Here is a 25,370-nt window from a genome sequence, read left to right as displayed (position 1 = left end):
GCGCCGGGCGAATCCATCAATGATGGGCTTCGTCGCGGACGGCCTTGACTTCGGCGGCGGTCACGGCCGGAGCCTTGTTGTGCCAGCCGTCGCGCAGGAAGGTTGCGAGCGTTGCGACTTCCTCGTCGGAGAGGCGGTCGTCGTAACCCTGCATGCGCAGTTTCATCGGGCGCCGTTCCGTCGAGGGCAGTTCGGCACCATGCAGGATGACGCTGATCAGGCCCTTGGCCGACTTGGCGGTGACGAGCGAGTTGCCGTCGAGTGCCGGGAAGGTTTCGCCCGCACCCTTGCCGTTGACGATATGGCAGGCGGCGCAGTTGTCGAGGTAGAGGCGCGGACCGAGCGGCATGTCGGGCTTGGCATCCGTCAGCAGGGTCTGTGTCGGGGTGACCTCGGCCTTTTCGGCGACGGGAGCAGCACCCTTGCCGGCGCCGATCTTGCGCAGGTAGGTGGCGATCGCCATCGCGTCGTCCTTGGTCAGGTATTGCAGCGAGTCGCGGATCGCGAGCGCCATTTCGCCGGTGGCCGACGAATGGGCGTTACGGGCCGTCAGCAGATATTCTGCCAGCTGCTCGGTCGTCCACTGCTGCGGGCCGCTCTGCGGACCACGCAGATCGGGGGCGGTGAAGCCGTCGATCTCGCCGCCGGACAGGAAGGCCGCATCCTTGGCATTGGTGCCGGAGGACATCATCATCAGGTTACGCGGGCTATGGCAGGCGGCGCAGTGGGCTGCACCCTCGACCAGATAGGCACCACGGTTGAACATGGCGTCCTCGCTGGCATCCGGCTTGAAGCCGGCATCGCCGAGAGCGAGCCAGTTCCAGGCTCTGAGGCCGAAGCGCATGTTGAACGGGAAGGCCAGCTTGGTTTCCGGAACCTCAGCCTTGACCGGCTGAACTTCCTTCATGAAGTAGTCGTAGAGGGCCACGACGTCTTCTTCCGAAAGCTTGCGATAGCTGTCGTAAGGCATGGCCGGGTAGAGGTGGTGGCCTTCCTTGTCGACGCCGTCATAGAGCGCTGCACGGAAATCGTCCAGCGACCAGGTGCCGATGCCGGTTTCCTTGTCCGGGGTGATGTTGGTCGTGTAGATCACGCCCATCGGGCTGTTGATCGCACGGCCGCCGGCGAAGGGCTTGCCGCCCTCCGACGTATGACAGGCCATGCAGTCGCCGGCGCGCATGACATATTCACCCTGGCCCTTGGCCGGCTTGAAGTCGGCGGCAAGCTGGGTGACCGGGCCGGTGCGCTGCACCGGCACGAAGATGAAGGCGAGAAGGGCGACGACGCCGAGCACGACGAGCGTGCCGATGATACGGAAAAAGGTTTTCATCGTCTGTCTCCTCACACCAGCGGCCGCGGATTGGGCAGGTAATCCTTGCGGATGTGGTGGACCGCCCAGTAGGCGAGGCCACCGACCATGCCGGTCGGGTTGTACTGCGTGTTCTGCGGGAAGACGTTGGCGCCCATGACGAACAGGTTATGGCAATCCCAGGACTGCAGGTAGCGGTTCAGAACCGAGGTCTTGGGGTCGGAGCCGGTGACGGTGCCGCCCGTGTTGTGGGTGGTCTGGTAAGGACGGACGTCGAACATGGCGCCTTCCTTCTTGAAACCTTCCTGCAGCGTGGTCGGGTTCATCGACTTGGCGAGCGGTTCCATCTTCGACTTCATGAACTGCGTCTGGCGGATTTCGTTCGGGTGCCAGTTATAGGTCATGCGCATCATCGGACGGCCGTGACGGTCCTTGTAGGTCGGGTCGAGATCGAGATAGTGGCCGCGATAGGACATGACGGAGCCGTGGGCGCCGATGTTCATCGAATGGCCGTACCATTCCCCAATGCCCTTCTTCCAGCCCGCGCCCCAGGACGGGGTGCCTGCCGGAAGCGCCATCGTGTGGCCCGGCTGACCATTGGTCTGGCCGGCACGCCAGTAGGCGCCACCGATAAAGCCTTCCTTGGCGAAATCGATATTGTCGATGCCGAAATCGTCGATGCAGAAGCCGTTGGCGCCCGTGCCGATGAAGGGGTTGAAGTTTTCGTCCTTGAAGAACAGCGTGTAGCCGCCGGTGATCTGGTAGGCATAGTTACGGCCGACGACACCTTCATTGGTGACGGGATCGTAAGGCTGGCCAATGCCCGAAACGAGCATCAGATGGACGTTGTTCAGTGCAAACGCGGTCAGGATAACCAGGTCTGCCGGCTGGAACACTTCCTCGCCCGTCTTGTGGTCGAAATAGGTGACGCCGGTGACGGTCTTGCCGTCGGCGGCCTTTTCGACACGCAGAACTTCCGAGTTGACGCGGTATTCGAAATTCTTCTTGCGCTTCAGGGCATCGATGATGGCCGTCTGCGGCGAGGACTTCGAATAGTTGTAGCAGCCGTAGCGCTCGCAGAAACCACAGTGGTTACACGGGCCCATCTGCATGTTGTATTCGTTGACATAGTCCTTGGAGGCAATGCCGCCCGGCGACGGGAACGGGTGATAACCCGCAGCCTTGGCCGCATCGCGGAATTTTACGCCGTCCCAGGTCGAGGGCATTGCCGGCATCGGGTAGTCGTCCGAACGCGGAGCTTCGAACGGGTTGCCGCCTTCGACGATCTTGCCCTTGACGTTGCCGGCCTGACCGGAAATGCCGGCGACCTTTTCGAAACGGTCGAAGAAGGGTTCCAGCTCGTCATAGGTGACCGGATAGTTCTGGATCGTCATGTCTTCCGTCATGACGCCTGCACCGAACTTTTCGGTCACGTAGGACTTCAGGTGGTATTCCGACTGCATCGGGCGCCAGTTGAGGCCGTTCCAGTGCGTGCCAGCGCCTCCCACGCCGGTACCCAGCAGGAAGGTGCCGAGGCTGCGGTAAGGCAGGGCGGTCTCATCCAGCGAGCGGCGGATGGTGACCGTCGTGTTTGCCGGCTTTTCCATCATGCCGTAGCGGATGCCGTATTTCAGTTCGTCGATCATTTCCGGGTACTGGAAGTCCGGAACGGTCGCCTGGTCGTGACCGCGTTCCAGCGCCAGAACTTCGAGGCCTTCATTGGCAAGCTCGATGCCCATGATCGCGCCGGTCCAGCCGAAGCCGACGAGAACGACGTCTTTCTTCTTTTCTGTACGTGCCATAATCGTTAGCCCCTTTCGCCAGAGATCGAGACGGGGCCGAGCGGATACTTCACGTTATGCTTGCCTACCCATTCCTTGTAGCTGCCGCGGGCGCCCGGGAAGCCGATATATTTCCAGGCAGCCATGCCGTGGTTGCCGCCGTACATCGGGTCGGCGAAATAGCCTTCCTTGGTGTTGGCAAGCAGGATGCCGAAGAACTCGCGCAGTTCCGGCTTGATCTTCATCTCGTCCTTCTGGAGCGAGGTCAGCGCCTTGTCCTGCGTTGCCGCATCAAGTTCGGCGAAGATCTTGCCGTGGGTCGCCTTGCACCAGTCGTCGAAGACCGGGATGGCCTGCTGGTAGATTTCCAGCGGGTTGAGCGGCGTCTGCCAGCCACGCAGCGGGCTTGCTGCCGGCTCGTACGGTCCGACCATGTACCAGTCGGAAGCCTTGCCGAAGTCGCCGGCAAGCTGCTTGTCGATGAAGACGGGCACGCGGGTTTCGATCGCGCCGGGGCCATCGCCATCCGAGGGGATCAATCGTGCGACCGCTGCCATGACGAAGGCCCACTCCGTGGGCTTAAGACAGTCCGGCTTGTATTCGGTAAGGGGCGTCGGTGCCGGTGCAGCCGCTTCGGCTGGCATCGACACGGCGGCTACGCCGGCGACTGCTGCACTCGCTGCCGACGCCTTCAGGAAGGTGCGGCGGGAGGGCAAGCCCGGAAGGTCTCTCATTGGAATGCTCCTTGCGTCAAATGGGAGGATCGTGTCGCTTCAAAACGTCTCATGGCATTTTAGCGCACGACAATATGACGCAGCGGCTGTACGCCTCAGTTCTCACGCTCGCAAGGTCGGTTTAGTTGAATTTATCAGCCTAGCGCCAATTCTTGGCTGAATTTACGTTTCCGGCGGAAAATGTGAGTAAAATAGTTCACTTATCCGGCTTTCCTTGAAACAAAGCGCTTTGCGGCGTTTTCCGGGCCTTTTCAAGGCTATAGAGGTCCGCTATCTCGAATACGCCAATTACAAGTGAAAAAATGTCGCATGTCTGGTATGCGGATTGTCGATAGTTCGAAAATCTTCGAGTTGCTCGATATCAAGGCGCCTGAAGGATCATTGCCATGACCGATTCCCGCTCGTTAGCCTCCCGTTTTCCCGGCGATTTCCTGTTCGGAGTGGCCACCGCTTCCTACCAGATCGAGGGCTCTACCAAGGCGGACGGGCGAAAACCGTCGATCTGGGATGCGTTTTCGAACATGCCGGGGCGGGTGCACAATCGCGACAATGGCGATGTCGCCTGCGACCATTACAATCGCTGGGAAAGCGATCTCGATCTGATCAAGGACATGGGTGTCGAGGCCTACCGGTTTTCGATCGCCTGGCCGCGGATCATCCCTGAAGGAACCGGCCGGATCAATGAAAAGGGGCTCGATTTCTACGACCGCCTGATCGACGGCTGCAAGGCGCGCGGCATCAAGACCTATGCGACGCTCTATCACTGGGATCTGCCGCTTGCGTTGATGGGTGATGGCGGCTGGGCGGCGCGCTCCACGGCCTATGCCTTCCAGCGTTACGCCAAGGTGGTGATGGCGCGGCTCGGTGACCGGCTGGATGCGGTCGCAACCTTCAACGAGCCCTGGTGCTCGGTCTGGCTTTCGCATCTCTACGGCTTGCATGCGCCGGGCGAGCGGAACATGGAGGCGGCGCTTGCCGCCATGCACCATACCAATCTCGCGCATGGGCTCGCCGTCGAGGCGATCCGGCATGTGACGCCGAACGTGCCGGTGGGGCTGGTGCTCAATGCCCACTCGGTCATTCCAGGATCGGACAGCACGGAAGACAAGGCTGCCGCTGAGCGCGCCTTCGACTTCCATAACGGCGCGTTTTTCGGTCCGGTCTTCAAGAAGGAATATCCGGCCTCCTTGCTGGAGGCGCTCGGCGGGCGGATGCCGGCGGTCGAGGCGGGAGATCTTGAAATCATCGGCCAGAAGCTCGACTGGTGGGGCCTCAATTATTACACGCCGATGCGCGTGACCGCCGACACGACGGAAGGCGCGGAATATCCGGCGACGAAGGCGGCAGCTTTTGTGAGCAAAACGGTCACCGATATCGGCTGGGAGGTTTTTTCGCCGGCGATGAAGTCGCTGGTCGAGGAGCTTTACCGCCGTTACGACCTACCGGACTGCTACGTCACCGAAAACGGCGCCTGCGACAATACCGGGATCGTGAATGGCGAAATCGATGACCAGATGCGGCTCGATTATTATGTCGACCACCTTTCGGTCGTCGCCGACCTGATCAAGGACGGGTATCCGATGAAGGGCTATTTTGCCTGGAGCCTGATGGACAATTTCGAATGGGCGGAAGGCTACCGGATGCGCTTCGGTCTCGTCCATGTCGATTACGAGACGCAGGAGCGGACGATCAAGAAAAGCGGAAAATGGTACCGGGAACTCGCCGCCCAATTTCCGAAAGGCAACCATATCGGGGGCTGATTTCGCAGTTGCGAGAAGGATTTTTCCCGATTGGCCGATAATTGAAATTCCATCCCTGTCAAATGCGGTGAGTCCGGGGCATTGATGCGCCATCAGAAGAGGCCATCCCGGTCTCACGCGAAAGCCGCTCGAAATGCTCCGGAAAGTCACCTGTCATCGAATGTGCCGCCTGGCTGCATGAATTTGAACCGGCGCGTCCATCGCCGGGATGACACGACTTAATTTGCGAGCAGACAATGACGATCCCCAATGCCGCGGCAAATGCCGCTCCGCCAGAAGAGGCGGGACAGGCGCCAATACGCCCCCTTGCGGCCTCCACCGCAGCGGCACCCATGGTCGCCTTCGAGGCGGTTACCAAACGTTTCGGTGAGGCCGGCGGCAAGCCGGGCTTCACGGCTCTCGATGGCATCGACTTCACCGTGGCGCGCGGTGCGATCACCGGCATTATCGGCCGCTCCGGTGCCGGCAAGTCGACGCTGATCCGGCTCGTCAACGGACTTGAAAAGGCGTCGTCCGGCCGTGTCACCGTCGATGGTGTGGAGGTTGGCGGGCTTTCGGAACATGGTCTTCGCGATCTGCGCCGCCAGGTCGGCATGATTTTCCAGCATTTCAATCTGCTCACCTCGCGCACCGCCTTCGACAATGTGGCGCTGCCGCTCGAGATCGCCGGTGTCGACAAAAAGACGATCCGCGACAAGGTCACGCCGCTGCTTGATCTGGTCGGGCTCGGCGACAAGGCCGGTCGTTATCCGTCGGAACTGTCGGGTGGCCAGAAACAGCGCGTTGGCATTGCCCGCGCGCTTGCGACCTCGCCGAAGCTGCTGCTCTCGGACGAGGCGACTTCTGCGCTCGATCCGGAAACGACCCAATCCATTCTTGAACTGCTGAAGCGGATCAATGCCGAACTCGGCCTGACCGTCCTGCTCATCACCCATGAAATGGAAGTGGTGAAGGAGATCGCGACCGACGTTGCCGTGATCGACAGGGGCAGGATCGTCGAGGCGGGCAGCACGTTCGACGTCTATGCCAGCCCGAAACATGAAACGACCCGCACGCTGCTTGCTACCGCATTGAAACTGCCGGAATGGCTGCGCAATGGTCTGAAGGCCCAGCCTTCGGTGGGTGACCGCGTTCTGGTGCGTCTCGTCTTCTTCGGCGAGACGGCTTTCAAGCCGCTGACCGGCAGGCTGGTTTCCGAGCTCGGCTCGGACGTCAATATTCTCGCCGGCGGGATCGAGGAGATCGGCGGCAAGCCGTTCGGATCGCTGGTCGTTTCCTATTCGGCCGCGCCCGATGTCGTCGAGCGCGCCAACCGCTTTTATGCCGAAACCGGCCTTTCCACGGAGGTGCTCGGTTATGTCGCCTGATATGATGTTCAACCTCCTCACCAAGGCGCTCGGCCAGACGCTGCAGATGGTGGTTATCGCCGGCCTGATCGGTTCGCTGATCGGCCTGCCGATCGGCGTCTTCCTCGCCACCAGCGGCAAGGGCGAGCTGTTTCCGGCGCCGGCGGTCAATCGCGTCATCGGCCTCATCGTCAATGCCGCGCGCTCGACGCCGTTCATTATCCTCGTCGTCGCGATCATTCCCTTCACACGGCTCGTCACCGGAACTTCGATCGGCACCTATGCGGCGATCGTGCCGCTGACGATCGCGACCATTCCCTTTTTCGCGCGTCTGGTCGAGGCGGCGATCCGCGAGATCGATACCGGGTTGATCGAGGCTGCGCGCGCCATGGGCGCCACGCCGATGCAGATCGTTTTCAAGGTGCTACTGGCCGAAGCGCGGCCGGCGCTGATGGCGGCGCTCACCATGACCATGGTCAGCCTGATCGGCTATTCGGCCATGGTCGGTGCGGTCGGCGGCGGCGGTCTTGGCGACCTCGGTATCCGCTACGGTTACCAGCGTTTCATGCCGGAAATGATGCTCGCGGTCGTCGTCGTGCTGATCGTGCTGGTGCAGCTCGTGCAGAGCGCCGGCGATCTGCTCGCCCGCCGCTTCGACAAGCGCAATCGTAAGAATTGATTACCGGAACTGTTTTTAAAGAGGGGTAAGACCATGAAGAAACTGATCGTTGCTGCGGCCATTGCAGCACTTGTCTCCGCCGGTTCGGCTTTTGCCGAAACCAAGAAGGTTGGCGTCACGCCCGGCCCGCACGCGCAGATCCTTGAAAAGGTGAAGGAAGTTGCGGCTAAGAAGGGGCTCGAGCTCGATATCACCGAGTTCTCCGATTATGTCGTGCCGAACCAGGCGCTGTCGGATGGCGAGATCGACATCAATTCCTTCCAGCACCAGCCTTACCTCGACAACCAGGTCAAGGAACGCGGGCTTGATCTCGTCAGCGTCGCGAAGTCGGTCAATTTCCCGATGGCCGGTTATTCCAAGAAGATCAAGTCGCTCGCCGAGCTGAAAGACGGCGCTTCGGTCGCGATCCCGAACGACCCGAGCAATGGCGGTCGCGCGCTGATCCTGCTTGCCGACCAGAAGCTGATCACGCTGAAGGACGGCGTCGGCGTCAAGGCATCGGTTGCCGATATCACCGGCAATCCGAAGAACCTCAACATTGTCGAACTCGATGCCGCCCAGCTGCCGCGCTCGCTCGATGACGTCGATCTCGCCGCCATCACCACCAATTACGCGCTCGCCGCCAATCTCAACCCGAAGAAGGACGGCCTGTTCCAGGAAAGCGTCAAGGCGCCTTATGTCGGCATCATCGCCGTGCGCGCCAAGGACAAGGATGCCGCCTGGGTAAAGACCTTCGTCGAAAGCTATCACAGCCCGGAAGTGGCGGCCTTCATCGAGGAAAAATTCAAGGGCGCCATCACGCCCACCTGGTAATGCCCATCGGGTAATGCCCAAAAGTTTTCGTCGCCTGTTACGTGTCCGGAGAGGCAAGGGCAGGCGGTGACCTGAAGAACAACAAGATCATATAGAGGAAACACCCATGAAGAGACTGATCATCGCGGCAGCCGTCGCTGCCCTTTCCGCCTTCCCGGCACTTGCCGAAAATATCAAGGTCGGCGTTACGCCCGGCGAACATGCCCAGATCATGGAAAAGGTCGCGGCGATCGCTGCCAAGAAGGGCCTCAACATCGAGATCGTCGAGTTCTCCGACTATGTCGTGCCGAACCAGGCGCTGAACGATGGCGACATCCAGGCCAATTCGTTCCAGCATCAGCCCTATCTCGACAACCAGATCGCCGACCGCAAGTTCGATCTCGTCAGCGTCGGCAAGACGATCACCACCCCGATGGGCGTCTATTCCAAGAAGGTGAAGAGCCTCGACGAGCTGAAGGAAGGCGCGACCGTGGCGATCCCGAACGATCCGACCAATGGCGGCCGCGCGCTGCTCGTTCTCGCCTCCAAGGGCCTGATCAAGTTCAAGGACAATCCGGGCGTCAAGGTGACGGTCGCAGACATCATCGAGAACCCGAAGAAGATCGAGTTCGCCGAGATCGACGCCGCCCAGCTGCCGCGCTCGCTCGATGACGTCGCCGCTGCCGTCATCAACACCAATTACGCGATGGAAGCCGGCCTGAACCCGAAGAAGGACGCGATCGCCATCGAAGGCGAGAAGTCGCCTTATGCAAACGTCATCGTCGTGCGCACCGCCGACAAGGACAAGCCCTGGGTCAAGACGCTGGTCGAAGCCTATCATGACGATAGCATCAAGGCCTTCATCAATGACCAGTTCAAGGGTGCGCTGATCCCCTCCTGGTAATACAGGGTTGCAGCAGACGGCATTTTGTCGTCCGGACCAAATATAAATCCTGGAAAGCCGGCCTTATTGTTAAGGTCGGCTCTTCTTTTAACTGTATTTGAATATATGCTCGCCAAGGATGTGGCGTTCTTGGAAGGTTGTCGAATGCGGCTTCTACCGTCACGTTTTGGGCGCCCGGTCGGCCGTCGGTCTGCCGTGACCTGGACGTTGCTCGCGTTTGCCGTCGTCGTGACGATCGTTACCGTTTTTATCATCACCGCCGTCGATCGTATTGCCGACCATGCCAACCGTTTCGACGACGAGCGGTCGCGCCAGACCACGGATGGTGCCCTCAAGACATTCAAGAGCCAGCTGCACGCGACGCTGAACGATTATGCGGCCTGGGACGATGCGGCCAATTTCGTCTATGCGCCGGATGGAAAAGACTGGGTCGTCAGCAATTACGGCGACATGACCGCCAATAGCGATCTGTTCGATGTCGCAGTCGTGCTGGATTCCGAGCGCAACGCAGTGATGGCCTATCAGGATGGCCTGCCGGCGAGCTGGAACCCACGCAGCTATTTCGACGCCTCCGTCTGGACGATGTTCGACAATGTCCGCTCCGTCGGTGCGGAAGCCTTACCGGAAGCGGCCGGGTTTGCGCGTGCCGGAGACGGCATTGCCGCGGTCGGGATCGCATTGATCCGCGAAAAATCCGGCGCGCTCGACAAGCAGATTGGCGAGCGGCGTTATCTGATCTTCGCCCGTCATCTCGATGACAGGAAGGTCGGCCAGCTTGCGGATACCTATGTGATCGGTGGCCTGCATTTCACGGCACCCGACGAGGTCGCCAAGGAAATGGTCGATATCCGCAATGTCCATGGCCAGTTGCTCGCCAGGCTTGCCTGGAACCGGAATCTACCGGGGGATCGCGGTTATCTGCAGGTTCGGCCGCTGGTTTACGGCGCGCTCGCCATGGTCGGCATCTTCTTTCTGCTGCTTTATGTCAGCGGCACCAATACGCTTGACCGGCTGAAGGCGGATGAGGCGGCGGCCCGGCATCTGGCGCTGACCGACCGGCTGAGCGGGCTTCTGAACCGCGCCGGTTTCTTTGCGGCACTCGACGAGCTCGTGCGGCTTCATCAGGGGCGCGATGCGCATGTCGTGCTGCTCTATCTCGATCTCGACGGCTTCAAGGAAGTCAACGACGCCTATGGCCACGGAACCGGCGACAAGGTGATCCGCGGCGTGTCTGCCGGGCTTCGGGCGCTGGTCAGCGAGAATGCGGTGCTTGCCCGCGTCGGCGGCGACGAATTCGCGATCGCCTTTTCGACAGCCGAGATGCATGTGCCGACGGAAGACCTCTGCGACCGCATTCTCGGCTTCTTCGACGAGCCCTTTGTGATCGGCGAGCGGGTGGCGATCATCGGCACCAGTATCGGCGTGGCGATCTCGCCGGGCGGGAAAGTGTCAGGCGAAGAACTCGTGCGGCGGGCTGACATGGCCATGTATGCCGCCAAGGAAGCCGGTCGTGGTCGCACGGACTATTACCGGGCGGAGATGGACCACGAGCGCGAGGAGCGCAACCGGCTCGAAGTCGATCTCAGGATCGCGATCGAGCGGCGGGAAATCGTTATCGTCTACCAGCCGCTGGTCGAGGCAGGCAGCTGGCAGCTGATCGGGGTCGAGGCGCTGGCGCGCTGGACACGCCGCGGTTACGGGCCGGTGCCGCCGGAAGTGTTCATTCCGATCGCTGAATCGACCGGGCTGATCGACCAGCTCGGCCTGTTCGTGCTGCATCGCGCCTGCGAGCGGATGGCTAGGTGGCCGGAGATCAAGGTGGCGGTGAATATCTCGCCCGGCCAGTTCCGAGATCCGGCCTTTGCGCTGCATGTGGATTCGGTGTTCCGCAAGACCAACACCAATCCCGCACGGGTGACGCTGGAAATGACGGAAGGGTATCTGGTCCAGAACCCGGAGCGGGCGAGGGCGGCGATTTCAAAGCTGAAACGGCTCGGGGTGAAGATCGCGCTCGACGATTTCGGCGCCGGCTTCTCGAGTGTGGGTTACCTACGCCAGTTCGGCTTCGACCGGATGAAGATCGACAAGTCGCTCGTGGACGGGCTGAACGACGGCGTGCAGGCGATCGAGATGCTGCAGGCAACGGTGGCGCTTGCTCGCTCGCTGGATCTGCCGGTGACGGCAGAGGGCGTGGAGAGCGAGCGGCAGGCCATGCAGCTGCGCACGATCGGTTGCGATGAGCTGCAGGGCTATTTCTTCGGGCGCCCGGTGCCAGCGGAAGAGATCGACCGGATGTACGAGAATGGCCGGCGTACTCGGGGCAATGGGCCGGTGGCTTGATTTTTCAGGTCTAAAACGACCAAAGCCACCCGAGGTAAAAACCCTCTCTGGCCTGCTGGCCATCTCCCCCACAAGAGGGGAGAAGACTCGCGGCTACCGTCTGCCTCAATTGAGCCTCGCCGGAACGGCTAGGTTAAGCCCTCCCCCTTGTGGGGAGGGTTGGGAGGGGCCTTTGCCGCTTCGATATCAGCTGCCGATATGCTTCTCGCCGCGCTGCTTGGCGAGCGCGATCTGCAGCTGACGCTGGCGATAGCGCTGGCGGTCTTCCTCGGTGCGTGTGTCATAACAATGCGAGCAGGAGACGCCTTCCTCGTATTTCGGCGAGGTGATCTCTTCGGCGGTGATCGGGTTGCGGCAGGCATGGCAAAGCTTGTGATTGCCCTGTTTCAGGCCGTGCTCGATCGAGACGCGTTCATCGAAAACGAAACAGGCGCCTTCCCAGAGGCTTTCCTCGGCCGGCACTTCCTCGAGATATTTCAGGATGCCGCCCTTGAGGTGATAGACCTCGTCAAAACCCTGTTCCTTCATGAAGGCTGTGGCCTTCTCGCAGCGGATGCCGCCGGTGCAGTACATGGCAATTTTTGGCTTGTTGTGCAGGCCAGTATGGTTCTTCACCCAGTCCGGAAACTCGCGAAACGTCTTGGTCTGCGGATCGACTGCGCCCTTGAAGATGCCGATCGCCGTCTCGTAATCGTTGCGGGTGTCGATCAGGATGGTTTCCGGATCGGAGATCAGCGCGTTCCAGTCCTTCGGATCGACATAGGTGCCGACGATCCGGTTGGGGTCGATATCCTCGACGCCCATGGTGACGATCTCTTTCTTGAGCTTCACCTTCATGCGCAGGAAGGGCATTTTTGCTGCCCGGCTTTCCTTGTGCTCAAGGTTTTTGAATTCCGGCTGCGCACGCAGGAAGGCGAGCATGTCGGCGATCGCCGCATCGGATCCGGCGACCGTGCCGTTGATACCCTCGCGGGCGATCAGCAGCGTGCCCTTGATGCCGTTTTCGTCGCAAAAAGCCTGCAGGGGGCTGCGAAAATCCTCGAAGCGTTCGAAACGCGCGAAGTGATACAGCGCGGCCACGAGAAAGGCGCCCGTCGTCTCTGGGCGGGGAAGGGTCTGGTTTTCGGTCATGGCGCTGAAATACAGCCTCAGGACACGCCGCGCAACGCGATTTCTTGCCCTTGAATGTGTTTGTCGCTCGGTTTTTCCGCGTGAACTTTGCCACTGAGGCGACTTGCTTCGAGCCAGAGAAGTGCGATCACATCGCTTTCCCTCTCGGCGCTGTCGGCAAACACCTTTTCCGCCAAGTCGAGCGCCTCGTGCCGCAGCGCCTGCTGGCGGGTGATGATGGCGCCGATCACGAGCGCCAGCGTCTCGCTCGAACCGAAAATGTCCGGGCTTTCATTGATGATCTCGGTCAGCACCGAAAGGTCGTGCTCATGGCCGAGGCGATCGACCAGAAGTTTCGTTTCCCGCTGCTTGGCGGCCATGGCCGAGGGCCAGGCGTCCCTCAAGAGCGACAGATGCATCCAGTAGACCTGGCCGCATTTCCTGAGATCGTGAAAAGCTTCTGCATGGGTGTTGTCATGGCATTGGCTCAGGGCTGCAATTGCCTTGCGACGCTGCTTTTCCCAGACCTTGCCAAGTCTTTTTGCCGTCCTGCGGTGATGGTCGTCGAGTTCGAGCCCATCGAGTGCAGCAATCGCCGCGCGGCAGGTGTCTGCGGCGGCTGCCATTTTCGCCGGCAGATCGTGTTCCTCGGCGGCGATCCGGTCGCGCCGTTTCGTCAGGGCATTGGAAGCAGAGGCGAGCGCTGCTTGCTCTTCCTCTGAACCGGCCTCGGTTGTGAGATAATCGACGGTTTCGATCAGCGCGGTCGCATCGCGGACGGCCGAAAGGGTTTTTGCCATGTCGCGCAGGCGGGCATTCTCGGCGCGGCGAAAATCCTTGGCGTCCGGCTCGATCAGCCGATAGAGGGCGCGGACGCGCTTGAACTTCTTGCGGGCGTCGTGGATCGCCTCGTGCGGGCCATCGGGCTGGTTTTCGAGAAAGCCGATCGCCTTCTTCAGCTGGTTTTCGGCAACCGACCGGAATTCGGCGGTGAAAGGTCTATCGGGCCGCAGCCGGAACGCCATGGATCAGCTCCCTGCTCAGGTCTTCCGTTGCCATGACAAGATTGGAATAACGGCGGTCGCCGGTGATTTCGCGGCCGATCCAGGCGGGCAGCTCTGGCCGCGCCTTCTCGTCCTCGATCTCCACCTCGGCAACGATCAGCCCCTCATAGGTGCCGGAATAGACGTCGATTTCCCAGATGTAACCCTTGTGCTCGACACGATGGCGGACCTTTTCGAGCACGATGCCGATGGAAAGATCGGCAAGTTCATTCGCGTCGGATACCGGGATGTCGTATTCGAACTCGTCGCGAGAAAGCATTTCGCGGCCGATCTTGACGGTCAGCCTCGCCTTGGTTCCGTCGATGATGCGCACCCGGATCGACCTGTCGTCGCCCGACGCGATATAGGCCTGCAGAAATTGCGAGGATGAAGCGGCTTCTATGCGCCATCCATCGTTGCGTACCAGAAACTTGCGCTCGATTTCCTTGGCCATGGCCACCCCTGTCGCAGTACTGGAACAAATTCTAGAGTATTTTCCGTGGAAAGGGAAACGCAACCGGCCATGGCTTTGTCTTCGTGATTGCGGCCTGCCGTCGCGGGCGCTTTTTCCTCGACAATGCGGATAGGCGGCGTTATTCCCAACACCCGCATTTCAATCGTTTGAACGGAGGATTCATCATGGCAACCAAGACCGAAAAGCTGCTTTCCATCCTAAAATTGCAGCCTGTCGTGCCGGTGCTGATCGTCGACGATGCGAAATCCGCTGTCGGCCTCGCCAGGGCGCTCGTCGCCGGTGGCCTCAGGGCAATCGAGATCACCATGCGCACGCCGGCTGCTCTCGACGCGGTCAAGGCCGTGGCTGAAGAAGTCGAAGGCGCCAATGTCGGTGCCGGCACCATTCTCAATGCTCGTAACTGGGACGCCGCCGTCAAGGCCGGCTCGACCTTCATCGTTTCGCCGGGCGTCACTCCGGGCGTGCTGGCTGCCGCCAAGGATTCGGACGTGCCACTGCTTCCGGGTGCTGCCACCGCAAGCGAAGTGATGACGCTGCGCGAAGCCGGTTACGACGTGATGAAGTTCTTCCCGGCCGAACAGGCTGGCGGCGCGCCTTACCTCAAGGCCCTGTCTTCGCCGCTTGCCGGCACGCTGTTCTGCCCGACCGGCGGCGTTTCGCTGAAGAATGCCATGGATTACCTGTCGCTGCCGAACGTCGTCTGCGTCGGCGGTTCCTGGGTTGCGCCGAAGGACCTGATCGCTGCCGGCGACTGGGCAGGCATTACCAAGCTCGCTTCGGAAGCGTTCGCGCTGAAGGGCTGAGTTCTTCATCCAGGACTTCGAGCCGAAAGAATAGATTTTCGGCTCGACTTCTCTCCGGACGACGCAATTCTCGGTGTCGTCAATAAAGGCAGCCTCCGCGTAAGTCGTGGGTGTCAGCGATTTCTCGTATGTGAAACGTAGCATTTGCTTTGGCCTGCCGGGTTGCTATGAATTCCTCAACCATCGGTGGGGAGACATTTCATGGCAAAGCTTGTTTTGGGCGATATCGGGCGTGGGCTCGACATGTCGGATCTCGGCATGGAAGGCCTGTTCGATTACGACTACGCCAGCGCGACGTCGAAAGCGTTGAAGCTTTATGACGATAGCTCTAACTATTTTCAGTTCGGCGGCTCCGGCCTGACCTATGAAAAGGACAGCAAGGGCCAGGTTTCCGACGTGCATGGCACGGTTACGAGCATGACGCTGAAATATTCGGGCGTAACGGCAATTTCAGTCACCGGCCTGAAGCTTGATGCGCATTCCGTTGCTGAAGCGGTACTCGGCCTCGATGAAAAGTCCTTCGTCGCTCTTCTGAACGGCGGCAATGACAGCTTTTCCGGCAGCAAATATGCCGACACGCTGCTTGGCGGCGCGGGCAAGGACACGCTGTATGGCGGCCTCGGCGCCGATGATCTCGGTGGTGGCGCAGCTGCCGATACGTTCGTGTTCAAGAATGTCAAGGAATCGCTCCCAACGCCATCTGGCATGGATCACATCCTTGACTTCTCGATTTCGGAAAAGGATCGCATCGATCTCAAGGCGATCGACGCCAATACGAAGCTTGCCGGCAACCAGGCCTTCTCCTTTATCGGCACGTCGAAATTCGACGGCAAGGCCGGCGAGCTGCGCTACGAAAAGCATGGCAGCAGCGTTTACGTCTATGGCGATGTCAACGGTGACAAGAAGGCCGATTTCGGCATCGTTCTGGAACATGTCACCAAGGTTACGGGCGACTTTTTCCTGCTCTGAAGAGCGCCGCCTGATCGACACGGCATTCTGACAATCACGTTATCGGCCGCGCGGAAAAATTGTTTTCCGCGCGGCCGTTCCTATCTCTGGGGCTGATTACAACCTCCAGGAGATGTGAATGTTCGATGCAAAGAAGCTTCTCGACCAGTTCCTCGGGTCGCAGGTTCCAGGTCTTTCGGGAAGCGTGAAGGATCGGGCAGGCCAGTTCGGCGATATCGCCAAGAACAATCCCCTGAAAACCGCCGGCATCGTTGCCGCGATCCTCGGCACCAAGACAGGCCGCAAGATCGCCGGCAATGTCGCGACGGTCGGCGGTATCGCGGCTGTCGCGGGCCTCGGTTATCTCGCCTACAAGAACTACCAGTCCGGCCAGACGCCGCAGACAGCGCCCCAGCCCGTGCCGGCAGCCGAGCCGATCGCCCTGCCACCGCCGGATTCGGCTTTCAGCCTGCAATCGCCGCAGCTTTCCAATGATTTCGCGCTGGTGCTGGTCAGGGCGATGATCGCCGCTGCGCGCGCCGATGGCCATATCGACGAGGCCGAGCGGGCGAATATCATGGACAAGATCCATGCGGTCGATCTCGGCAATGAAGCGGAAGCCTTCATCCAGAACGAGCTCGCCAATCCGGTCGATATCGACGATCTCGTTGCCGCGGCACGGACGGAAGAGCAGAAGGTCGAACTTTATACCGCGACGCGCCTGACGATCGATCCGGATACGCGCGCCGAACGCGGTTATCTCGACCTCTTGGCCGGTCGCCTTGGCCTGCCGGACGCGCTGCTCGACCATATCGATGCAACGGTGACGGCGGCGAAGGTCACGGCGTAACGCGGTCACTGCGCCGCCAGAAAATGCGGCGCACCCATCGTCTTCTGCGGACACTGCTCCATCTCGTTCCAGGACGGGAATGGAGGAGTGAATATGGCCGCAGCCGATCTCAGAGATATCTATAAAAACTATATCGCCTGCCTCAACGCCCGGGACTGGGCGCGACTTGGCGAATTCGTCAGCGACGACGCCGTCCACAATGGCCGGCCGCTCGGTGTTTCGGGGTATCGCGCGATGCTGGAAAAGGATTTCGACGACATTCCGGACCTGCGGTTCAACATCGAGCTGCTCGCCGCCGATCCGCCCTTCATCGCCAGCCGGCTTTCCTTTTCCTGCTCGCCGAAAGGAAAGTTCATGGGGCTTGATGTGAACGGGCGAAAAGTGTCGTTCTGCGAAAACGTCTTTTATGAATTTCGCGACGGGCGGATAATCGAAGTGTGGTCGGTGATCGACAAATCGGTGATTGAAGCGCAACTTTGATCGCAAGTATGTCGTACGGGCTTGGGGCAGGTCGATGAAAGAATGGTCGAAAGCAAATATCGAAAAGATGAAGCTATATGCTTTGGGCTTGTCGATGATTGCTGTCGGGATCTTCGTTCTAAGCGTAGTTGATGATGTCACTTATCTCCGCAAGGCTGCGATCTTAGTTGACATGTTTGGTCCGCAAGGCGCTCTCTGGTTCTTCCGTATCGGTATCTTGGTCGTGCTGTTTCTATTGCCGGCTGCGATGTTTTTGCTCTCGCGGCTTCATGATCCTCACTACGATCGGTTCGTTCGGCAGAAATACGAATTGGACAACAGCATTCGCGACGACCGTGAAAGGTCTGACTGAGTTCCGCGGAATTTAAACGGGATCACGGCTTCTTTGCCACAGGTAAAAGAAGCCGCAATCTCTTTCAAACGTCCCTAAAACTTGATGCTCAGCGTGATTTTCGCGTTGCTGTGGTCCGGAAGCGGTGTCGGATTGGCCGGATCGAAACGATAGGGCTGGGCCGGAGCCGTGCTCGGCGGGCGATAGTCAGGGCGCAGGTTAACCGTCAGGGTCGTCGACTTGGTGATGTCTGCGCCGATATTGTATTCGCGGTTGCGGCTCGTGCCGTCGCTCGACACTTTTGCATTGGCGAAATAGCGGCCTTTGCGCAGTTCGGCCGTCTGGGTCAGCGTCTGGCCGGCGCGTTCCAGGCCGGCGCGGAAGGACAGGTCGCCGGTCTTGCCATAGAGGCTCGCCGATCGGCTCAGGACCTGGCGCCCCTCCCAGTCCATCGTCGCCGACGCTTCGCCGCCGAGCGACGTGTTGTCGTTGAACTTGTGTTCGTAGCCGAGATCGAAGGTGATCGTGCCATTGGCGACATAGACGCCGCCGCGCGGATTGGTGCCTTCGGTCTTAAAGCCGATATCGTTGCGGGTCTTGGTGGCCAGCACGATCCGGTTTTCCGAATTGTGCAGGAGATTGCCGAGCAGTTTCTGCTCCTTGGCGGTCGGCGGGGATGGCTGCCCGGCCTTGTCGAAGGCGCCCATCATCGTCGTATAGCGGCCATCGATGCGGCTGTTGACGCCGAAGACCAGCCGTCCATCCGGCATCAGGCCGGCAATGCCGTCATGCAGCGTGTTGCGCACGCAATATCCGCCGCGGCAGCTCATCAGGTTGTCGAGATCGTCGAGATAGGCCGTATTGCCACTGAAGATGACGCCGGATTGGGTGACCGTGTCGCCCGGTCCTGGAAAGCTCTGGCCGCTGTGCAGAATGATCGGGCGAAATTCCGGTGTCGCCTGTTGCTGTTGCGCTGCTGCTTGTGCTGCCTGGCCCGCTTGTCGCGCCTGCGATGGTATTGGCATCTCTTCCCGTCCGTTTCTGTTGCGTGGATTGCTCGAAAGATCTTTCTGAAGGTCCGCGGGTCGTCGCCGCGGATGAAGGTGGCAGTCGTGTCGTCTATTTGACGAAGGTCAAATTAGGCCGGGCGGCTTCATTGTCCACCCCAAAACCACCCCTCAAAATCGTTCGAGGATGAAGGCCCGGATCTGGCGAAGGCTTTGCCGTTGCCTTTCAGGGACGCCTGTCCTAGCGTCGCCAAATCAATTGCAGAGGCATTCATGCGCGATCTTTCCAATTACAAGCCGGCCGCTCCCTCTCCCGTCACGCTCAAGGGGCACTATGTCACCCTGGAGCCCTATGACCGGGATAAACATCTGGCGGCCTTGTGGGATGCTCTTGGTGGGGCAGAGGCGATCAACGACCTGATCCGCTATTTTCCGAACGATCATTATGAGAATTCGGAACAGTTCGGTGCCTGGCTGGAGAATGTCCGCGCCAATTCCGGTTTCGTGACGCTGGTCGCGCGCGAAAACGCAAGCGGCAATGTGGTCGGGATGGCGAGCTATATGCGGCCGGATCCGAAGAATGGCGTGATCGAAGTCGGCTCCGTGGCGCATGGCCTGGCGATGAAGCGTTCGCCGATGTCGACCGAACTGCATTACCTGATGGCGAAACACGTGTTCGAAGGGCTGGATTATCGCCGTTACGAATGGAAATGCCATAACGAAAACGAGCCGAGCAAGGTCACGGCAATCCGTTACGGTTTCACCTTCGAAGGTGTGTTTCGCCAGCACGTGATTTCGCGCGGCAAGAACCGCGATACCGCCTGGTTCTCGATGATCGACAGCGAATGGCCGGTGATCGGCAAGGCGTTCGAGGCCTGGCTTTCGCCGGACAATTTTGATGCCGATGGCAAGCAGAAGCGCCGGCTGGAAGAGATCCGTGCCGAGATCGCCAAGGCTGCGGCATGATCGGGAGACGGCAATGACCCCGGAGGCGAAATCGCAGGCGATTGCCGCGGCGCTGATCCTGCTCGGCGCGGGGCTCGTCATCTATTTCCTGCCGACTCTGGTCCTGTGGATCGGCCAATATTCGCCGGCGCTTGCCTTTGTCGTCGGGGCGATATTGTTGCTCGGGTTTTTTGCGGTGTTCTGGCTTCGGGCTCGGTATCAGCGGAAGAGGGGCGGAGAGTAGGGCAAGGCTGTTGTCGCTGTTGTGTTTCAGCATAGCCCCTCACCCCGCCTCCGCTTCGCTCGGCGCACCCTCTCCCCGTAAACGGGGCGAGGGGAAACGGCACGGTTGCGGCATCTCCCTTCTCCCCATCAAGACGGGGAGAAGGTGCTGGCAGGCGGATGAGGGGCTGGGCTGCGGCAGTCAGGCCAACAAAGCCGTGCCTCTGGTCAGGCAGCCTTGGCGCCGGCAATCCCGTCCAGTTCCTTCATTGCATCGGCCGGCAGCTCGATATCGGCCACAGCCAGATTTTCCGCCAAATGCCCGCGCGAAGACGTGCCCGGAATGAGCAGGATATTCTTCGAGCGCTGCAGCAGCCAGGCAAGCGCCACCTGCAGCGGCGTTGCGCCGACACGGGCTGCGACATCCGAAAGGGTGGAGGATTGCAGCGGCGAGAAGCCGCCGAGCGGGAAGAAGGGCACGTAGGCTGTGCCCTCCTGCGCCAGCTGGTCGATCAGCGCGTCATCCTCGCGATGGGCGAGATTGTACTGGTTCTGGACGCAGACGATCGGCGCGATCTTGCGGCCGTCGGCAATCTGCTTCGCCGTGACGTTGGAGAGGCCGATATGCTTGACGAGGCCCTTTTGCTGCAATTCGGCAAGCACCGTCAGCGGCTCTTCCAGCGAGCCTTCGGCCGGGCCGTGGATCGAGAACATTGCACGCAGATTAACGACTTCGATTGCGTCGAGGCCGAGGTTCTTCAGGTTGTCATGCACGGCCTGGGTCAGCTGTTCCTTGGAAAAGGCCGGGTTCCAGGAGGCGTCGTCGCCGCGGACCGCGCCGATCTTGGTGACGATGACGAGATCGTCCTGATAGGGATGCAGGGCTTCCTTGATGATTTGGTTGGTGACGTGAGGACCGTAAAAATCGCTGGTGTCGATATGGTCGACGCCGGCCTCGATTGCGGCGCGCAGTACGGCCACGGCTTCCGTGCGGTCCTTCGGTGGGCCGAAGACGCCCTTGCCGGCAAGCTGCATGGCGCCATAGCCGAGGCGCTTGACGGTGCGGTTGCCCAGTTTGAAGGTTCCGGATTTTGCGATGTTCGACATGGTCGTTCTCCGTTGTGGCTCGGTTGTCGTCTGAACGCAAAATAGGCCCTGCTGGTTCGCGCGAAAACGGGCTATAATTCGTACGGGCTGTACGATTTGGCGGACAATGCGGGATGGGTGATGCAATTTGATCTCGGAGATATCAGGGCGCTGCTTGCGGTCGCCGAAGCGAAGGGGTTTCGCGAGGCGGGTCGGTTGACGGGATCGAGCGCATCTGGCCTGTCGGACGCGGTGCGGCGGCTGGAGGCGCAGCTTGGCGTGCGGCTGCTCAACCGCACGACCCGCAGTGTCGTGCCGACCGAGGCAGGCAGGGCGCTTCTGGAGCGTCTGGGGCCGGCCGTTGCCGAGATGCAGGCGGCGCTCAACATTGCCAGCGGCTTTCGCGACCGGCCTGCTGGGCTTTTGCGGCTCAACGTGCCGGTCAGCGCCGCGAAGCTTGTTCTGCCGTCCATCGTGCCCGACTTCCTGAAAGCCTATCCGGACATAAGACTTGAAATCGTCACCGAGGAAAGTTTCGTCGATATCATTGCTGCCGGCTGCGATGCCGGAATCCGGTATGACGAGCGGCTGGAACAGGACATGATCGCCGTGCCGATCGGGCCGCGCGTGCAGCGTTTCGCCTTTGCTGCGTCAACGGCCTATCTCGATGCCCATGGCAGGCCTCAGCATCCGCGCGACCTGCTTGAACATGCCTGTATCCGCGGCCGGTTTGCGGGACGGCCGATCCCGGCCTGGGAATTCGAGCACGGTGATGAAGTGGTGAAGGTCGATCCGCCGGGGCCGCTGATCGTGCAGTCGGGTGGCGGTTCGGATCTTGGTGTGTATGCCGCCATTGCCGGCGTGGGGATCGTTGCGCTGTTCGAGGACTGGCTGCAGCCGCATTTCGAAAATGGCGCGCTGGAGCCGGTGCTGAAGGACTGGTGGCAGAGCTTTTCCGGCCCGTTCCTTTATTATCCGGGCCGGCGTCTGGTGCCCGCGCCTTTGCGCGCCTTCATCGATTTCATCAAGGCTCGAAAGCCCGAGGCGGACGCATCAGGCCTGTAGCGAGGCGCCGAGCAGGGTGAGGCCGACCAGAAGCACGAAAAGCGCGCCGCCGATCTCGATCGCATGGCCGATGCGTCGGCCGGTCTTCGAACGCGGGCCGGCAAGTTTGAGCGCCAGATCCTTGGCGCCGACGGCAATGGTGGCAAGGATGGTGACAGTGATCGCCGTGCCGATCGACATCGCAAGGACCGACAGGATGCCGCCGAGATAGAGCCCGTTGAGAAACGAAAAGCTCATGACGAGGATGGCGCCCGAGCAGGGACGCAGGCCGACAGCGACGATGGCCGACCAGGCTTCCTTGAGGTTGAATTCCTTACCATTCAGAAGGGCGGGGTCGGGCATGTGGCTGATACCGCAGGTCTCGCAATAATCGCCTTCGCCCTGATAGTCGTGATCGTCGATCTCGACCGCCTGGAATTTCAGTCCGGTCGAGCTGCCGCCGCCGGCGCGCGTGGAAAAGCCGGAGAAGGATGAGACCGGTTCTGCCGCCGGAACGCTCACGACGCGCAGTCTGAGCGCGCGTATCTTCTTGATCAGCAGCCACGCACCGAACAGCACGACCATCGCGAAACTGGCGATTTCCATCGCCTGGGTGGCGGCGGTCATGGTGATGCCTGTGCCGCGCAGGACGAGAAAGGCGGCGCCGACGAGAAGGACCGCAACGATGCCCTGCAGCAGCGACGAGATGAAGGAGATCACCACGCCGCGTTTCAGCTCGACTTCATTGGCGATCATATAGGAGGAGATGACGGCCTTGCCGTGGCCCGGCCCTGCGGCATGGAAGACGCCATAAGCGAAGGACAGGCCGATCAGGCCGGAAATCGCCCAGGGATCCTGGCGCATCGCCCGCAGCGCATCGGTCAGCGAACGGTAAAAGGCCTGCTGATAATGGTTGATGAAGGCAAGGAAGGGCGCAAACGGCCCGCCAACTGCAAATGAAGGTTCTGCGGAGCCAATGCCGAGCGGAGATTGCGCATGGGCAGCGCCTGCCAATGCCAGGACCGCAATTAGGAGGAAAGGCGCGGCGCGTCGAAACGTCAGCATGAGACCTCGATGCGCGTGGCGAAGAGTTTTGTCATGTCGGTGCCGGTCGGATCGTTGAAGAAGGCGTCGGTCAGCGTCGATGTGTTCTGGGAGATCACTTCGTCCGGATCTGGGCGGACGACCTTGTGCTGACATTTCTGGAAGGCAGCACCTTTCAGAACGAGATCGCCATCGGTCGGAAAATCGATCGCCGTATACATGGTCGGGTCGTAGATGCCGAAGGTGAGGCGGCCTTTAAGCGGCACGGGTTTTGCCGGCTTGACCGCGAAGATGACCAGAAGCTGGTTGTCTTTCAGCGAGGCGTGGATGACATCCGGTTTCTGCACGCCGATCGTCGCGCCGTTCATGGTGATGGTCGCGAAATAATGATAATCGGCCATCGATGTGCGCATCGTCTCGCCGAGTTCTGCCAATTCCTTGGCATCGAGCTTCAGATCGCCGTTCTTGTCGAAATCGAGAAGCACGCTCGATGAAAACACCTCGTCGAAACGCCAGACATTGCGCAGTTCCGAAACATTGCCGTCATCGCCGGCCACCACTTCGAGCCGTGCCTGGGCGAAGATGTGGGGATGGGCAAAGGCTGGCACCGGGATTGCCGCAAGCGCCAGCAATGCCATGGTCATGATTCGGTTTCGCATTGCTTTCCCCGTTTGTCCGCGCCCCATGTGCGGGCGAAATGGGACGGAATTTCGGCTCCGGCCCCGTGCTTTTTGTGACAGCGGCGGTTCAGCGCGGCTGACGGAACCAGTTGGCCAGGAAATCGACGAAGCTGCGCACCTTGGCGGGCAGGTAACGACGGTGCGGATAGACCGCATAGATGCCGCGTTCCTTGGTGATGTAATCGTCGAACAAGGTCACCAGTTCGCCTGACTGGATCGAGGCATTGGCGATGAAATCCGGGATGATCGCAACGCCGAGGCCGGCGCGGGCGGCGCGCAGCGTCGCCTGCGGGCTGTTGACCTCGATCGGGCCAGCAACGGCAACCGACAGCGTCGAGCCATCCGTGTCGTTGAAGCGAATATTGTTGTGCCAGCGAGTGTTGGTGTCGATGATGAAGGGTACGCCGTTCAAACTCTGCGGATGGGTGAGCGGACCGTAGCGGGCGACGAAATCGGCGGTAGCGACGGCATGAACCCGAAAATCCGAGAGTTTCTTTGCGATCAGGCCTGAATCGTCGAGTTTGGTGATTCGGATCGCGAGGTCGAAATTTTCCTCGATCAGGTCGACAAACCGGTCTTCGGCGACGATTTCCAGTGACACGTCCGGATGGGCCTTGGCGAAATCGATCAGCGACTGGCCGACATCGGCATCGACGAAGGTGCGCGGCACGGAGACACGCAGGCGGCCCTTCAGGTCGGCATTGTTCTCGCGCACGAGGTCGGCGAGGTTGTCGATCTCCTTCAGGATGTCAGAGGCGGTCCTGTAATAAGTGTGGCCGGCCTCTGTCATCGAGAACTGGCGGGTCGTGCGGTTGAGGAGCAGGGCGCCGAGATCGTCTTCCAGCTCACGGACATATTTCGACAGAAGTGCCTTGGAGCGGCCGGTGCGCCGGGCGGCGGCGGAAAAGCCCTCTGCCTCGACGACGTCGATGAAGGCGCGCATGCGGGTGAGTGTGTCCATGGAAAACTGCTTGCTCCAGCTCTTGTCGGCTGTCTTAGTCGGATAAACCCAGGACGAAGGCAAGCGCGCCGTTAAGCCGCAATATGTCGAGTTCGCTCAGATGGCCAATAATTGGGCCCACGCGATGCCTGAGGACAGTCAAAGGCTTGTCCGCCATAATTTGCGATCGAAGTTTCAGGCCGTTTTCAGCGCTGGGCTCGATGGTCACGCGAAAAGCCAAGGATGCGTTGATTGTTGTGGTGAATTGGCAAAAAGAAATGGATGAATGATCAGTGACTATGCTGTTCCTCAGAATGATGACAGCAGGTCGTGGCTTTCCATAGTCGCCCGGTGCCGCGACGATTACCAGGTCGCCGCGCCTCATTCGCTTTCCAGCAACCCTTCCGCATCGTAATCGGAAACGGCCTCGATCCAGCGAAGAGCCTCAGCCTCATCTTCAGGGTCCAGAGTCGCGATGGCTGCCTTTAGGCGCGCTTGGAATTCCGGGTCATTTACATCCGGGATAAAGGCCCGGATTTCGGGTCGTAGAACATATCCGGGCAAGTCTGCGTCTGTTTGCTGCTTCTTGACGATTGGCATCTGGCTTCTCCAAGTGCGCCCCGATCGGCACAATATAATCCCGCGCATGCCGCTCCGCAAATTCCACCCTGGGCTGCCGCTCCATTATTTTCCCTCCGCCATAAAAAACTTCTTGAT

At 60.3% G+C, this 25,370-nt stretch carries 27 protein-coding genes; 14 read left to right on the top strand and 13 right to left on the bottom strand.

Features of this window, described 5'->3' with window-relative positions; genetic code table 11:
• Window positions 1-16 precede the first annotated feature (16 nt).
• The 3 genes from FHW37_RS19870 to FHW37_RS19860 are packed head-to-tail and all read right to left on the bottom strand — an operon-like array spanning window position 17 to window position 3,824.
• Complete coding sequence (locus tag FHW37_RS19870; protein WP_145639583.1) at window positions 17-1,330, bottom strand: cytochrome c; 1,314 nt, start codon at window positions 1,328-1,330, stop codon at window positions 17-19.
• A gap of 11 nt (window positions 1,331-1,341) precedes the next feature.
• The gene (locus FHW37_RS19865; protein ID WP_145639581.1) at window positions 1,342-3,111 is read right to left on the bottom strand and encodes a GMC family oxidoreductase; all 1,770 of its coding nucleotides are present in this window, start codon (window positions 3,109-3,111) and stop codon (window positions 1,342-1,344) included.
• A 5-nt stretch (window positions 3,112-3,116) separates the two neighbouring features.
• Window positions 3,117-3,824: a gluconate 2-dehydrogenase subunit 3 family protein gene (locus tag FHW37_RS19860; RefSeq protein WP_145639579.1), complete on the bottom strand. Its 708-nt coding sequence runs from the start codon at window positions 3,822-3,824 to the stop codon at window positions 3,117-3,119.
• Window positions 3,825-4,210: 386 nt separating this feature from the next.
• Between FHW37_RS19860 and FHW37_RS19855 the strand changes: the two genes are divergently transcribed.
• From FHW37_RS19855 to FHW37_RS19830, 6 genes are all read left to right on the top strand, one after another.
• Window positions 4,211-5,584, top strand: coding sequence for a GH1 family beta-glucosidase (locus FHW37_RS19855; RefSeq protein WP_145639578.1), 1,374 nt, complete (start codon window positions 4,211-4,213; stop codon window positions 5,582-5,584).
• A gap of 332 nt (window positions 5,585-5,916) precedes the next feature.
• Entirely contained in the window at window positions 5,917-6,951 is a 1,035-nt protein-coding gene (locus FHW37_RS19850) for a methionine ABC transporter ATP-binding protein (RefSeq protein ID WP_145640144.1), read from the top strand.
• The gene (locus FHW37_RS19845; RefSeq protein ID WP_145639577.1) at window positions 6,941-7,609 is read left to right on the top strand and encodes a methionine ABC transporter permease; all 669 of its coding nucleotides are present in this window, start codon (window positions 6,941-6,943) and stop codon (window positions 7,607-7,609) included. The genes FHW37_RS19850 and FHW37_RS19845 overlap by 11 nt, the downstream gene beginning before the upstream one ends.
• A gap of 33 nt (window positions 7,610-7,642) precedes the next feature.
• Window positions 7,643-8,422, top strand: a complete 780-nt coding sequence (locus FHW37_RS19840) for a MetQ/NlpA family ABC transporter substrate-binding protein (RefSeq protein ID WP_145639576.1) — start codon at window positions 7,643-7,645, stop codon at window positions 8,420-8,422.
• Window positions 8,423-8,528: 106 nt separating this feature from the next.
• Window positions 8,529-9,305 carry a MetQ/NlpA family ABC transporter substrate-binding protein gene (locus tag FHW37_RS19835; protein ID WP_145639574.1) on the top strand — a complete coding sequence of 259 codons (777 nt, stop codon included), beginning with the start codon at window positions 8,529-8,531 and terminating at the stop codon, window positions 9,303-9,305.
• A gap of 144 nt (window positions 9,306-9,449) precedes the next feature.
• On the top strand, window positions 9,450-11,645 hold the full coding sequence (locus FHW37_RS19830) for a putative bifunctional diguanylate cyclase/phosphodiesterase (protein ID WP_145639573.1): 2,196 nt from the start codon (window positions 9,450-9,452) through the stop codon (window positions 11,643-11,645).
• Between the two features lie 186 nt (window positions 11,646-11,831).
• On the opposite strand, the gene FHW37_RS19825 is transcribed toward FHW37_RS19830, so the two are convergent.
• The 3 genes from FHW37_RS19825 to FHW37_RS19815 are packed head-to-tail and all read right to left on the bottom strand — an operon-like array spanning window position 11,832 to window position 14,252.
• Complete coding sequence (locus FHW37_RS19825; protein WP_145639572.1) at window positions 11,832-12,776, bottom strand: rhodanese-related sulfurtransferase; 945 nt, start codon at window positions 12,774-12,776, stop codon at window positions 11,832-11,834.
• A gap of 17 nt (window positions 12,777-12,793) precedes the next feature.
• Window positions 12,794-13,780, bottom strand: a complete 987-nt coding sequence (locus tag FHW37_RS19820; RefSeq protein ID WP_145639570.1) for a CHAD domain-containing protein — start codon at window positions 13,778-13,780, stop codon at window positions 12,794-12,796.
• A complete protein-coding gene (locus FHW37_RS19815; protein ID WP_145639568.1) occupies window positions 13,755-14,252 on the bottom strand; it encodes a CYTH domain-containing protein in 498 nt (165 codons plus the stop codon). The genes FHW37_RS19820 and FHW37_RS19815 overlap by 26 nt, the downstream gene beginning before the upstream one ends.
• 185 nt (window positions 14,253-14,437) lie before the next feature.
• On the opposite strand from FHW37_RS19815, the gene FHW37_RS19810 reads away from it, so the two are divergent.
• The 5 genes from FHW37_RS19810 to FHW37_RS19790 all read left to right on the top strand — a co-directional run bounded on the left by FHW37_RS19810 (window position 14,438) and on the right by FHW37_RS19790 (window position 17,706).
• Window positions 14,438-15,076: a 2-dehydro-3-deoxy-phosphogluconate aldolase gene (locus FHW37_RS19810; RefSeq protein WP_145639566.1), complete on the top strand. Its 639-nt coding sequence runs from the start codon at window positions 14,438-14,440 to the stop codon at window positions 15,074-15,076.
• A 201-nt stretch (window positions 15,077-15,277) separates the two neighbouring features.
• Entirely contained in the window at window positions 15,278-16,045 is a 768-nt protein-coding gene (locus tag FHW37_RS19805) for a M10 family metallopeptidase C-terminal domain-containing protein (protein ID WP_145639564.1), read from the top strand.
• A gap of 118 nt (window positions 16,046-16,163) precedes the next feature.
• Window positions 16,164-16,874, top strand: coding sequence for a tellurite resistance TerB family protein (locus FHW37_RS19800; protein WP_145639562.1), 711 nt, complete (start codon window positions 16,164-16,166; stop codon window positions 16,872-16,874).
• 93 nt (window positions 16,875-16,967) lie between these two features.
• A complete protein-coding gene (locus FHW37_RS19795) occupies window positions 16,968-17,354 on the top strand; it encodes an ester cyclase (protein WP_145639560.1) in 387 nt (128 codons plus the stop codon).
• A 34-nt stretch (window positions 17,355-17,388) separates the two neighbouring features.
• Complete coding sequence (locus FHW37_RS19790; protein ID WP_145639558.1) at window positions 17,389-17,706, top strand: hypothetical protein; 318 nt, start codon at window positions 17,389-17,391, stop codon at window positions 17,704-17,706.
• Between the two features lie 74 nt (window positions 17,707-17,780).
• Here the strand turns inward: FHW37_RS19790 and FHW37_RS19785 are convergent, their stop codons facing one another.
• The gene (locus tag FHW37_RS19785) at window positions 17,781-18,710 is read right to left on the bottom strand and encodes a hypothetical protein (protein ID WP_145639556.1); all 930 of its coding nucleotides are present in this window, start codon (window positions 18,708-18,710) and stop codon (window positions 17,781-17,783) included.
• 255 nt (window positions 18,711-18,965) lie between these two features.
• On the opposite strand from FHW37_RS19785, the gene FHW37_RS19780 reads away from it, so the two are divergent.
• Window positions 18,966-19,658 (top strand): GNAT family N-acetyltransferase, encoded by a 693-nt coding sequence (locus tag FHW37_RS19780; RefSeq protein ID WP_145639554.1) that lies wholly within the window; start codon window positions 18,966-18,968, stop codon window positions 19,656-19,658.
• A gap of 13 nt (window positions 19,659-19,671) precedes the next feature.
• Window positions 19,672-19,881, top strand: a complete 210-nt coding sequence (locus tag FHW37_RS19775) for a hypothetical protein (RefSeq protein ID WP_145639552.1) — start codon at window positions 19,672-19,674, stop codon at window positions 19,879-19,881.
• A gap of 206 nt (window positions 19,882-20,087) precedes the next feature.
• On the opposite strand, the gene FHW37_RS19770 is transcribed toward FHW37_RS19775, so the two are convergent.
• Window positions 20,088-20,966: an aldo/keto reductase family oxidoreductase gene (locus FHW37_RS19770; RefSeq protein WP_145639550.1), complete on the bottom strand. Its 879-nt coding sequence runs from the start codon at window positions 20,964-20,966 to the stop codon at window positions 20,088-20,090.
• 120 nt (window positions 20,967-21,086) lie between these two features.
• Here FHW37_RS19770 and FHW37_RS19765 point away from each other — a divergent pair, with 120 nt between their 5' ends.
• Window positions 21,087-22,010 (top strand): LysR family transcriptional regulator, encoded by a 924-nt coding sequence (locus FHW37_RS19765; RefSeq protein WP_145639548.1) that lies wholly within the window; start codon window positions 21,087-21,089, stop codon window positions 22,008-22,010.
• Here FHW37_RS19765 and FHW37_RS19760 read toward each other — a convergent pair.
• The 5 genes from FHW37_RS19760 to FHW37_RS19740 form a co-directional block, all read right to left on the bottom strand.
• Window positions 21,999-23,054, bottom strand: a complete 1,056-nt coding sequence (locus FHW37_RS19760; protein ID WP_145639546.1) for a nickel/cobalt transporter — start codon at window positions 23,052-23,054, stop codon at window positions 21,999-22,001. The two genes, FHW37_RS19765 and FHW37_RS19760, sit on opposite strands and share 12 nt — an antisense overlap.
• A complete protein-coding gene (locus FHW37_RS19755; RefSeq protein ID WP_145639544.1) occupies window positions 23,048-23,692 on the bottom strand; it encodes a DUF1007 family protein in 645 nt (214 codons plus the stop codon). Before FHW37_RS19755 ends, FHW37_RS19760 begins: the two co-directional genes overlap by 7 nt.
• Window positions 23,693-23,780: 88 nt before the next feature.
• Window positions 23,781-24,674: a LysR family transcriptional regulator gene (locus FHW37_RS19750; RefSeq protein ID WP_145639542.1), complete on the bottom strand. Its 894-nt coding sequence runs from the start codon at window positions 24,672-24,674 to the stop codon at window positions 23,781-23,783.
• Between the two features lie 34 nt (window positions 24,675-24,708).
• Entirely contained in the window at window positions 24,709-25,038 is a 330-nt protein-coding gene (locus FHW37_RS19745; protein WP_145639541.1) for a type II toxin-antitoxin system PemK/MazF family toxin, read from the bottom strand.
• On the bottom strand, window positions 25,035-25,253 hold the full coding sequence (locus FHW37_RS19740) for a hypothetical protein (protein ID WP_145639539.1): 219 nt from the start codon (window positions 25,251-25,253) through the stop codon (window positions 25,035-25,037). Before FHW37_RS19740 ends, FHW37_RS19745 begins: the two co-directional genes overlap by 4 nt.
• Between the last annotated feature and the right edge of the window lie 117 nt (window positions 25,254-25,370).

It is taken from the genome of Neorhizobium alkalisoli (assembly GCF_007829835.1).
Lineage (GTDB): Bacteria > Pseudomonadota > Alphaproteobacteria > Rhizobiales > Rhizobiaceae > Neorhizobium.
Note: the sequence above shows the minus strand (reverse complement) of the source record. Positions and strands in the feature narration are given on the sequence as shown.

Excerpts from the sequence above, each read along its gene's own strand:
- FHW37_RS19870 (WP_145639583.1), bottom strand. The coding sequence starts at position 1,330 with ATGAAAACCTTTTTCCGTATCATCGGCACGCTCGTCGTGCTCGGCGTC.
- FHW37_RS19865 (WP_145639581.1), bottom strand. The coding sequence starts at position 3,111 with ATGGCACGTACAGAAAAGAAGAAAGACGTCGTTCTCGTCGGCTTCGGC.
- FHW37_RS19860 (WP_145639579.1), bottom strand. The coding sequence starts at position 3,824 with ATGAGAGACCTTCCGGGCTTGCCCTCCCGCCGCACCTTCCTGAAGGCG.
- FHW37_RS19855 (WP_145639578.1), top strand. The coding sequence starts at position 4,211 with ATGACCGATTCCCGCTCGTTAGCCTCCCGTTTTCCCGGCGATTTCCTG.
- FHW37_RS19850 (WP_145640144.1), top strand. The coding sequence starts at position 5,917 with ATGGTCGCCTTCGAGGCGGTTACCAAACGTTTCGGTGAGGCCGGCGGC.
- FHW37_RS19845 (WP_145639577.1), top strand. The coding sequence starts at position 6,941 with ATGTCGCCTGATATGATGTTCAACCTCCTCACCAAGGCGCTCGGCCAG.
- FHW37_RS19840 (WP_145639576.1), top strand. The coding sequence starts at position 7,643 with ATGAAGAAACTGATCGTTGCTGCGGCCATTGCAGCACTTGTCTCCGCC.
- FHW37_RS19835 (WP_145639574.1), top strand. The coding sequence starts at position 8,529 with ATGAAGAGACTGATCATCGCGGCAGCCGTCGCTGCCCTTTCCGCCTTC.
- FHW37_RS19830 (WP_145639573.1), top strand. The coding sequence starts at position 9,450 with ATGCGGCTTCTACCGTCACGTTTTGGGCGCCCGGTCGGCCGTCGGTCT.
- FHW37_RS19825 (WP_145639572.1), bottom strand. The coding sequence starts at position 12,776 with ATGACCGAAAACCAGACCCTTCCCCGCCCAGAGACGACGGGCGCCTTT.
- FHW37_RS19820 (WP_145639570.1), bottom strand. The coding sequence starts at position 13,780 with ATGGCGTTCCGGCTGCGGCCCGATAGACCTTTCACCGCCGAATTCCGG.
- FHW37_RS19815 (WP_145639568.1), bottom strand. The coding sequence starts at position 14,252 with ATGGCCAAGGAAATCGAGCGCAAGTTTCTGGTACGCAACGATGGATGG.
- FHW37_RS19810 (WP_145639566.1), top strand. The coding sequence starts at position 14,438 with ATGGCAACCAAGACCGAAAAGCTGCTTTCCATCCTAAAATTGCAGCCT.
- FHW37_RS19805 (WP_145639564.1), top strand. The coding sequence starts at position 15,278 with ATGGCAAAGCTTGTTTTGGGCGATATCGGGCGTGGGCTCGACATGTCG.
- FHW37_RS19800 (WP_145639562.1), top strand. The coding sequence starts at position 16,164 with ATGTTCGATGCAAAGAAGCTTCTCGACCAGTTCCTCGGGTCGCAGGTT.
- FHW37_RS19795 (WP_145639560.1), top strand. The coding sequence starts at position 16,968 with ATGGCCGCAGCCGATCTCAGAGATATCTATAAAAACTATATCGCCTGC.
- FHW37_RS19790 (WP_145639558.1), top strand. The coding sequence starts at position 17,389 with ATGAAAGAATGGTCGAAAGCAAATATCGAAAAGATGAAGCTATATGCT.
- FHW37_RS19785 (WP_145639556.1), bottom strand. The coding sequence starts at position 18,710 with ATGCCAATACCATCGCAGGCGCGACAAGCGGGCCAGGCAGCACAAGCA.
- FHW37_RS19780 (WP_145639554.1), top strand. The coding sequence starts at position 18,966 with ATGCGCGATCTTTCCAATTACAAGCCGGCCGCTCCCTCTCCCGTCACG.
- FHW37_RS19775 (WP_145639552.1), top strand. The coding sequence starts at position 19,672 with ATGACCCCGGAGGCGAAATCGCAGGCGATTGCCGCGGCGCTGATCCTG.
- FHW37_RS19770 (WP_145639550.1), bottom strand. The coding sequence starts at position 20,966 with ATGTCGAACATCGCAAAATCCGGAACCTTCAAACTGGGCAACCGCACC.
- FHW37_RS19765 (WP_145639548.1), top strand. The coding sequence starts at position 21,087 with ATGCAATTTGATCTCGGAGATATCAGGGCGCTGCTTGCGGTCGCCGAA.
- FHW37_RS19760 (WP_145639546.1), bottom strand. The coding sequence starts at position 23,054 with ATGCTGACGTTTCGACGCGCCGCGCCTTTCCTCCTAATTGCGGTCCTG.
- FHW37_RS19755 (WP_145639544.1), bottom strand. The coding sequence starts at position 23,692 with ATGCGAAACCGAATCATGACCATGGCATTGCTGGCGCTTGCGGCAATC.
- FHW37_RS19750 (WP_145639542.1), bottom strand. The coding sequence starts at position 24,674 with ATGGACACACTCACCCGCATGCGCGCCTTCATCGACGTCGTCGAGGCA.
- FHW37_RS19745 (WP_145639541.1), bottom strand. The coding sequence starts at position 25,038 with ATGAGGCGCGGCGACCTGGTAATCGTCGCGGCACCGGGCGACTATGGA.
- FHW37_RS19740 (WP_145639539.1), bottom strand. The coding sequence starts at position 25,253 with ATGCCAATCGTCAAGAAGCAGCAAACAGACGCAGACTTGCCCGGATAT.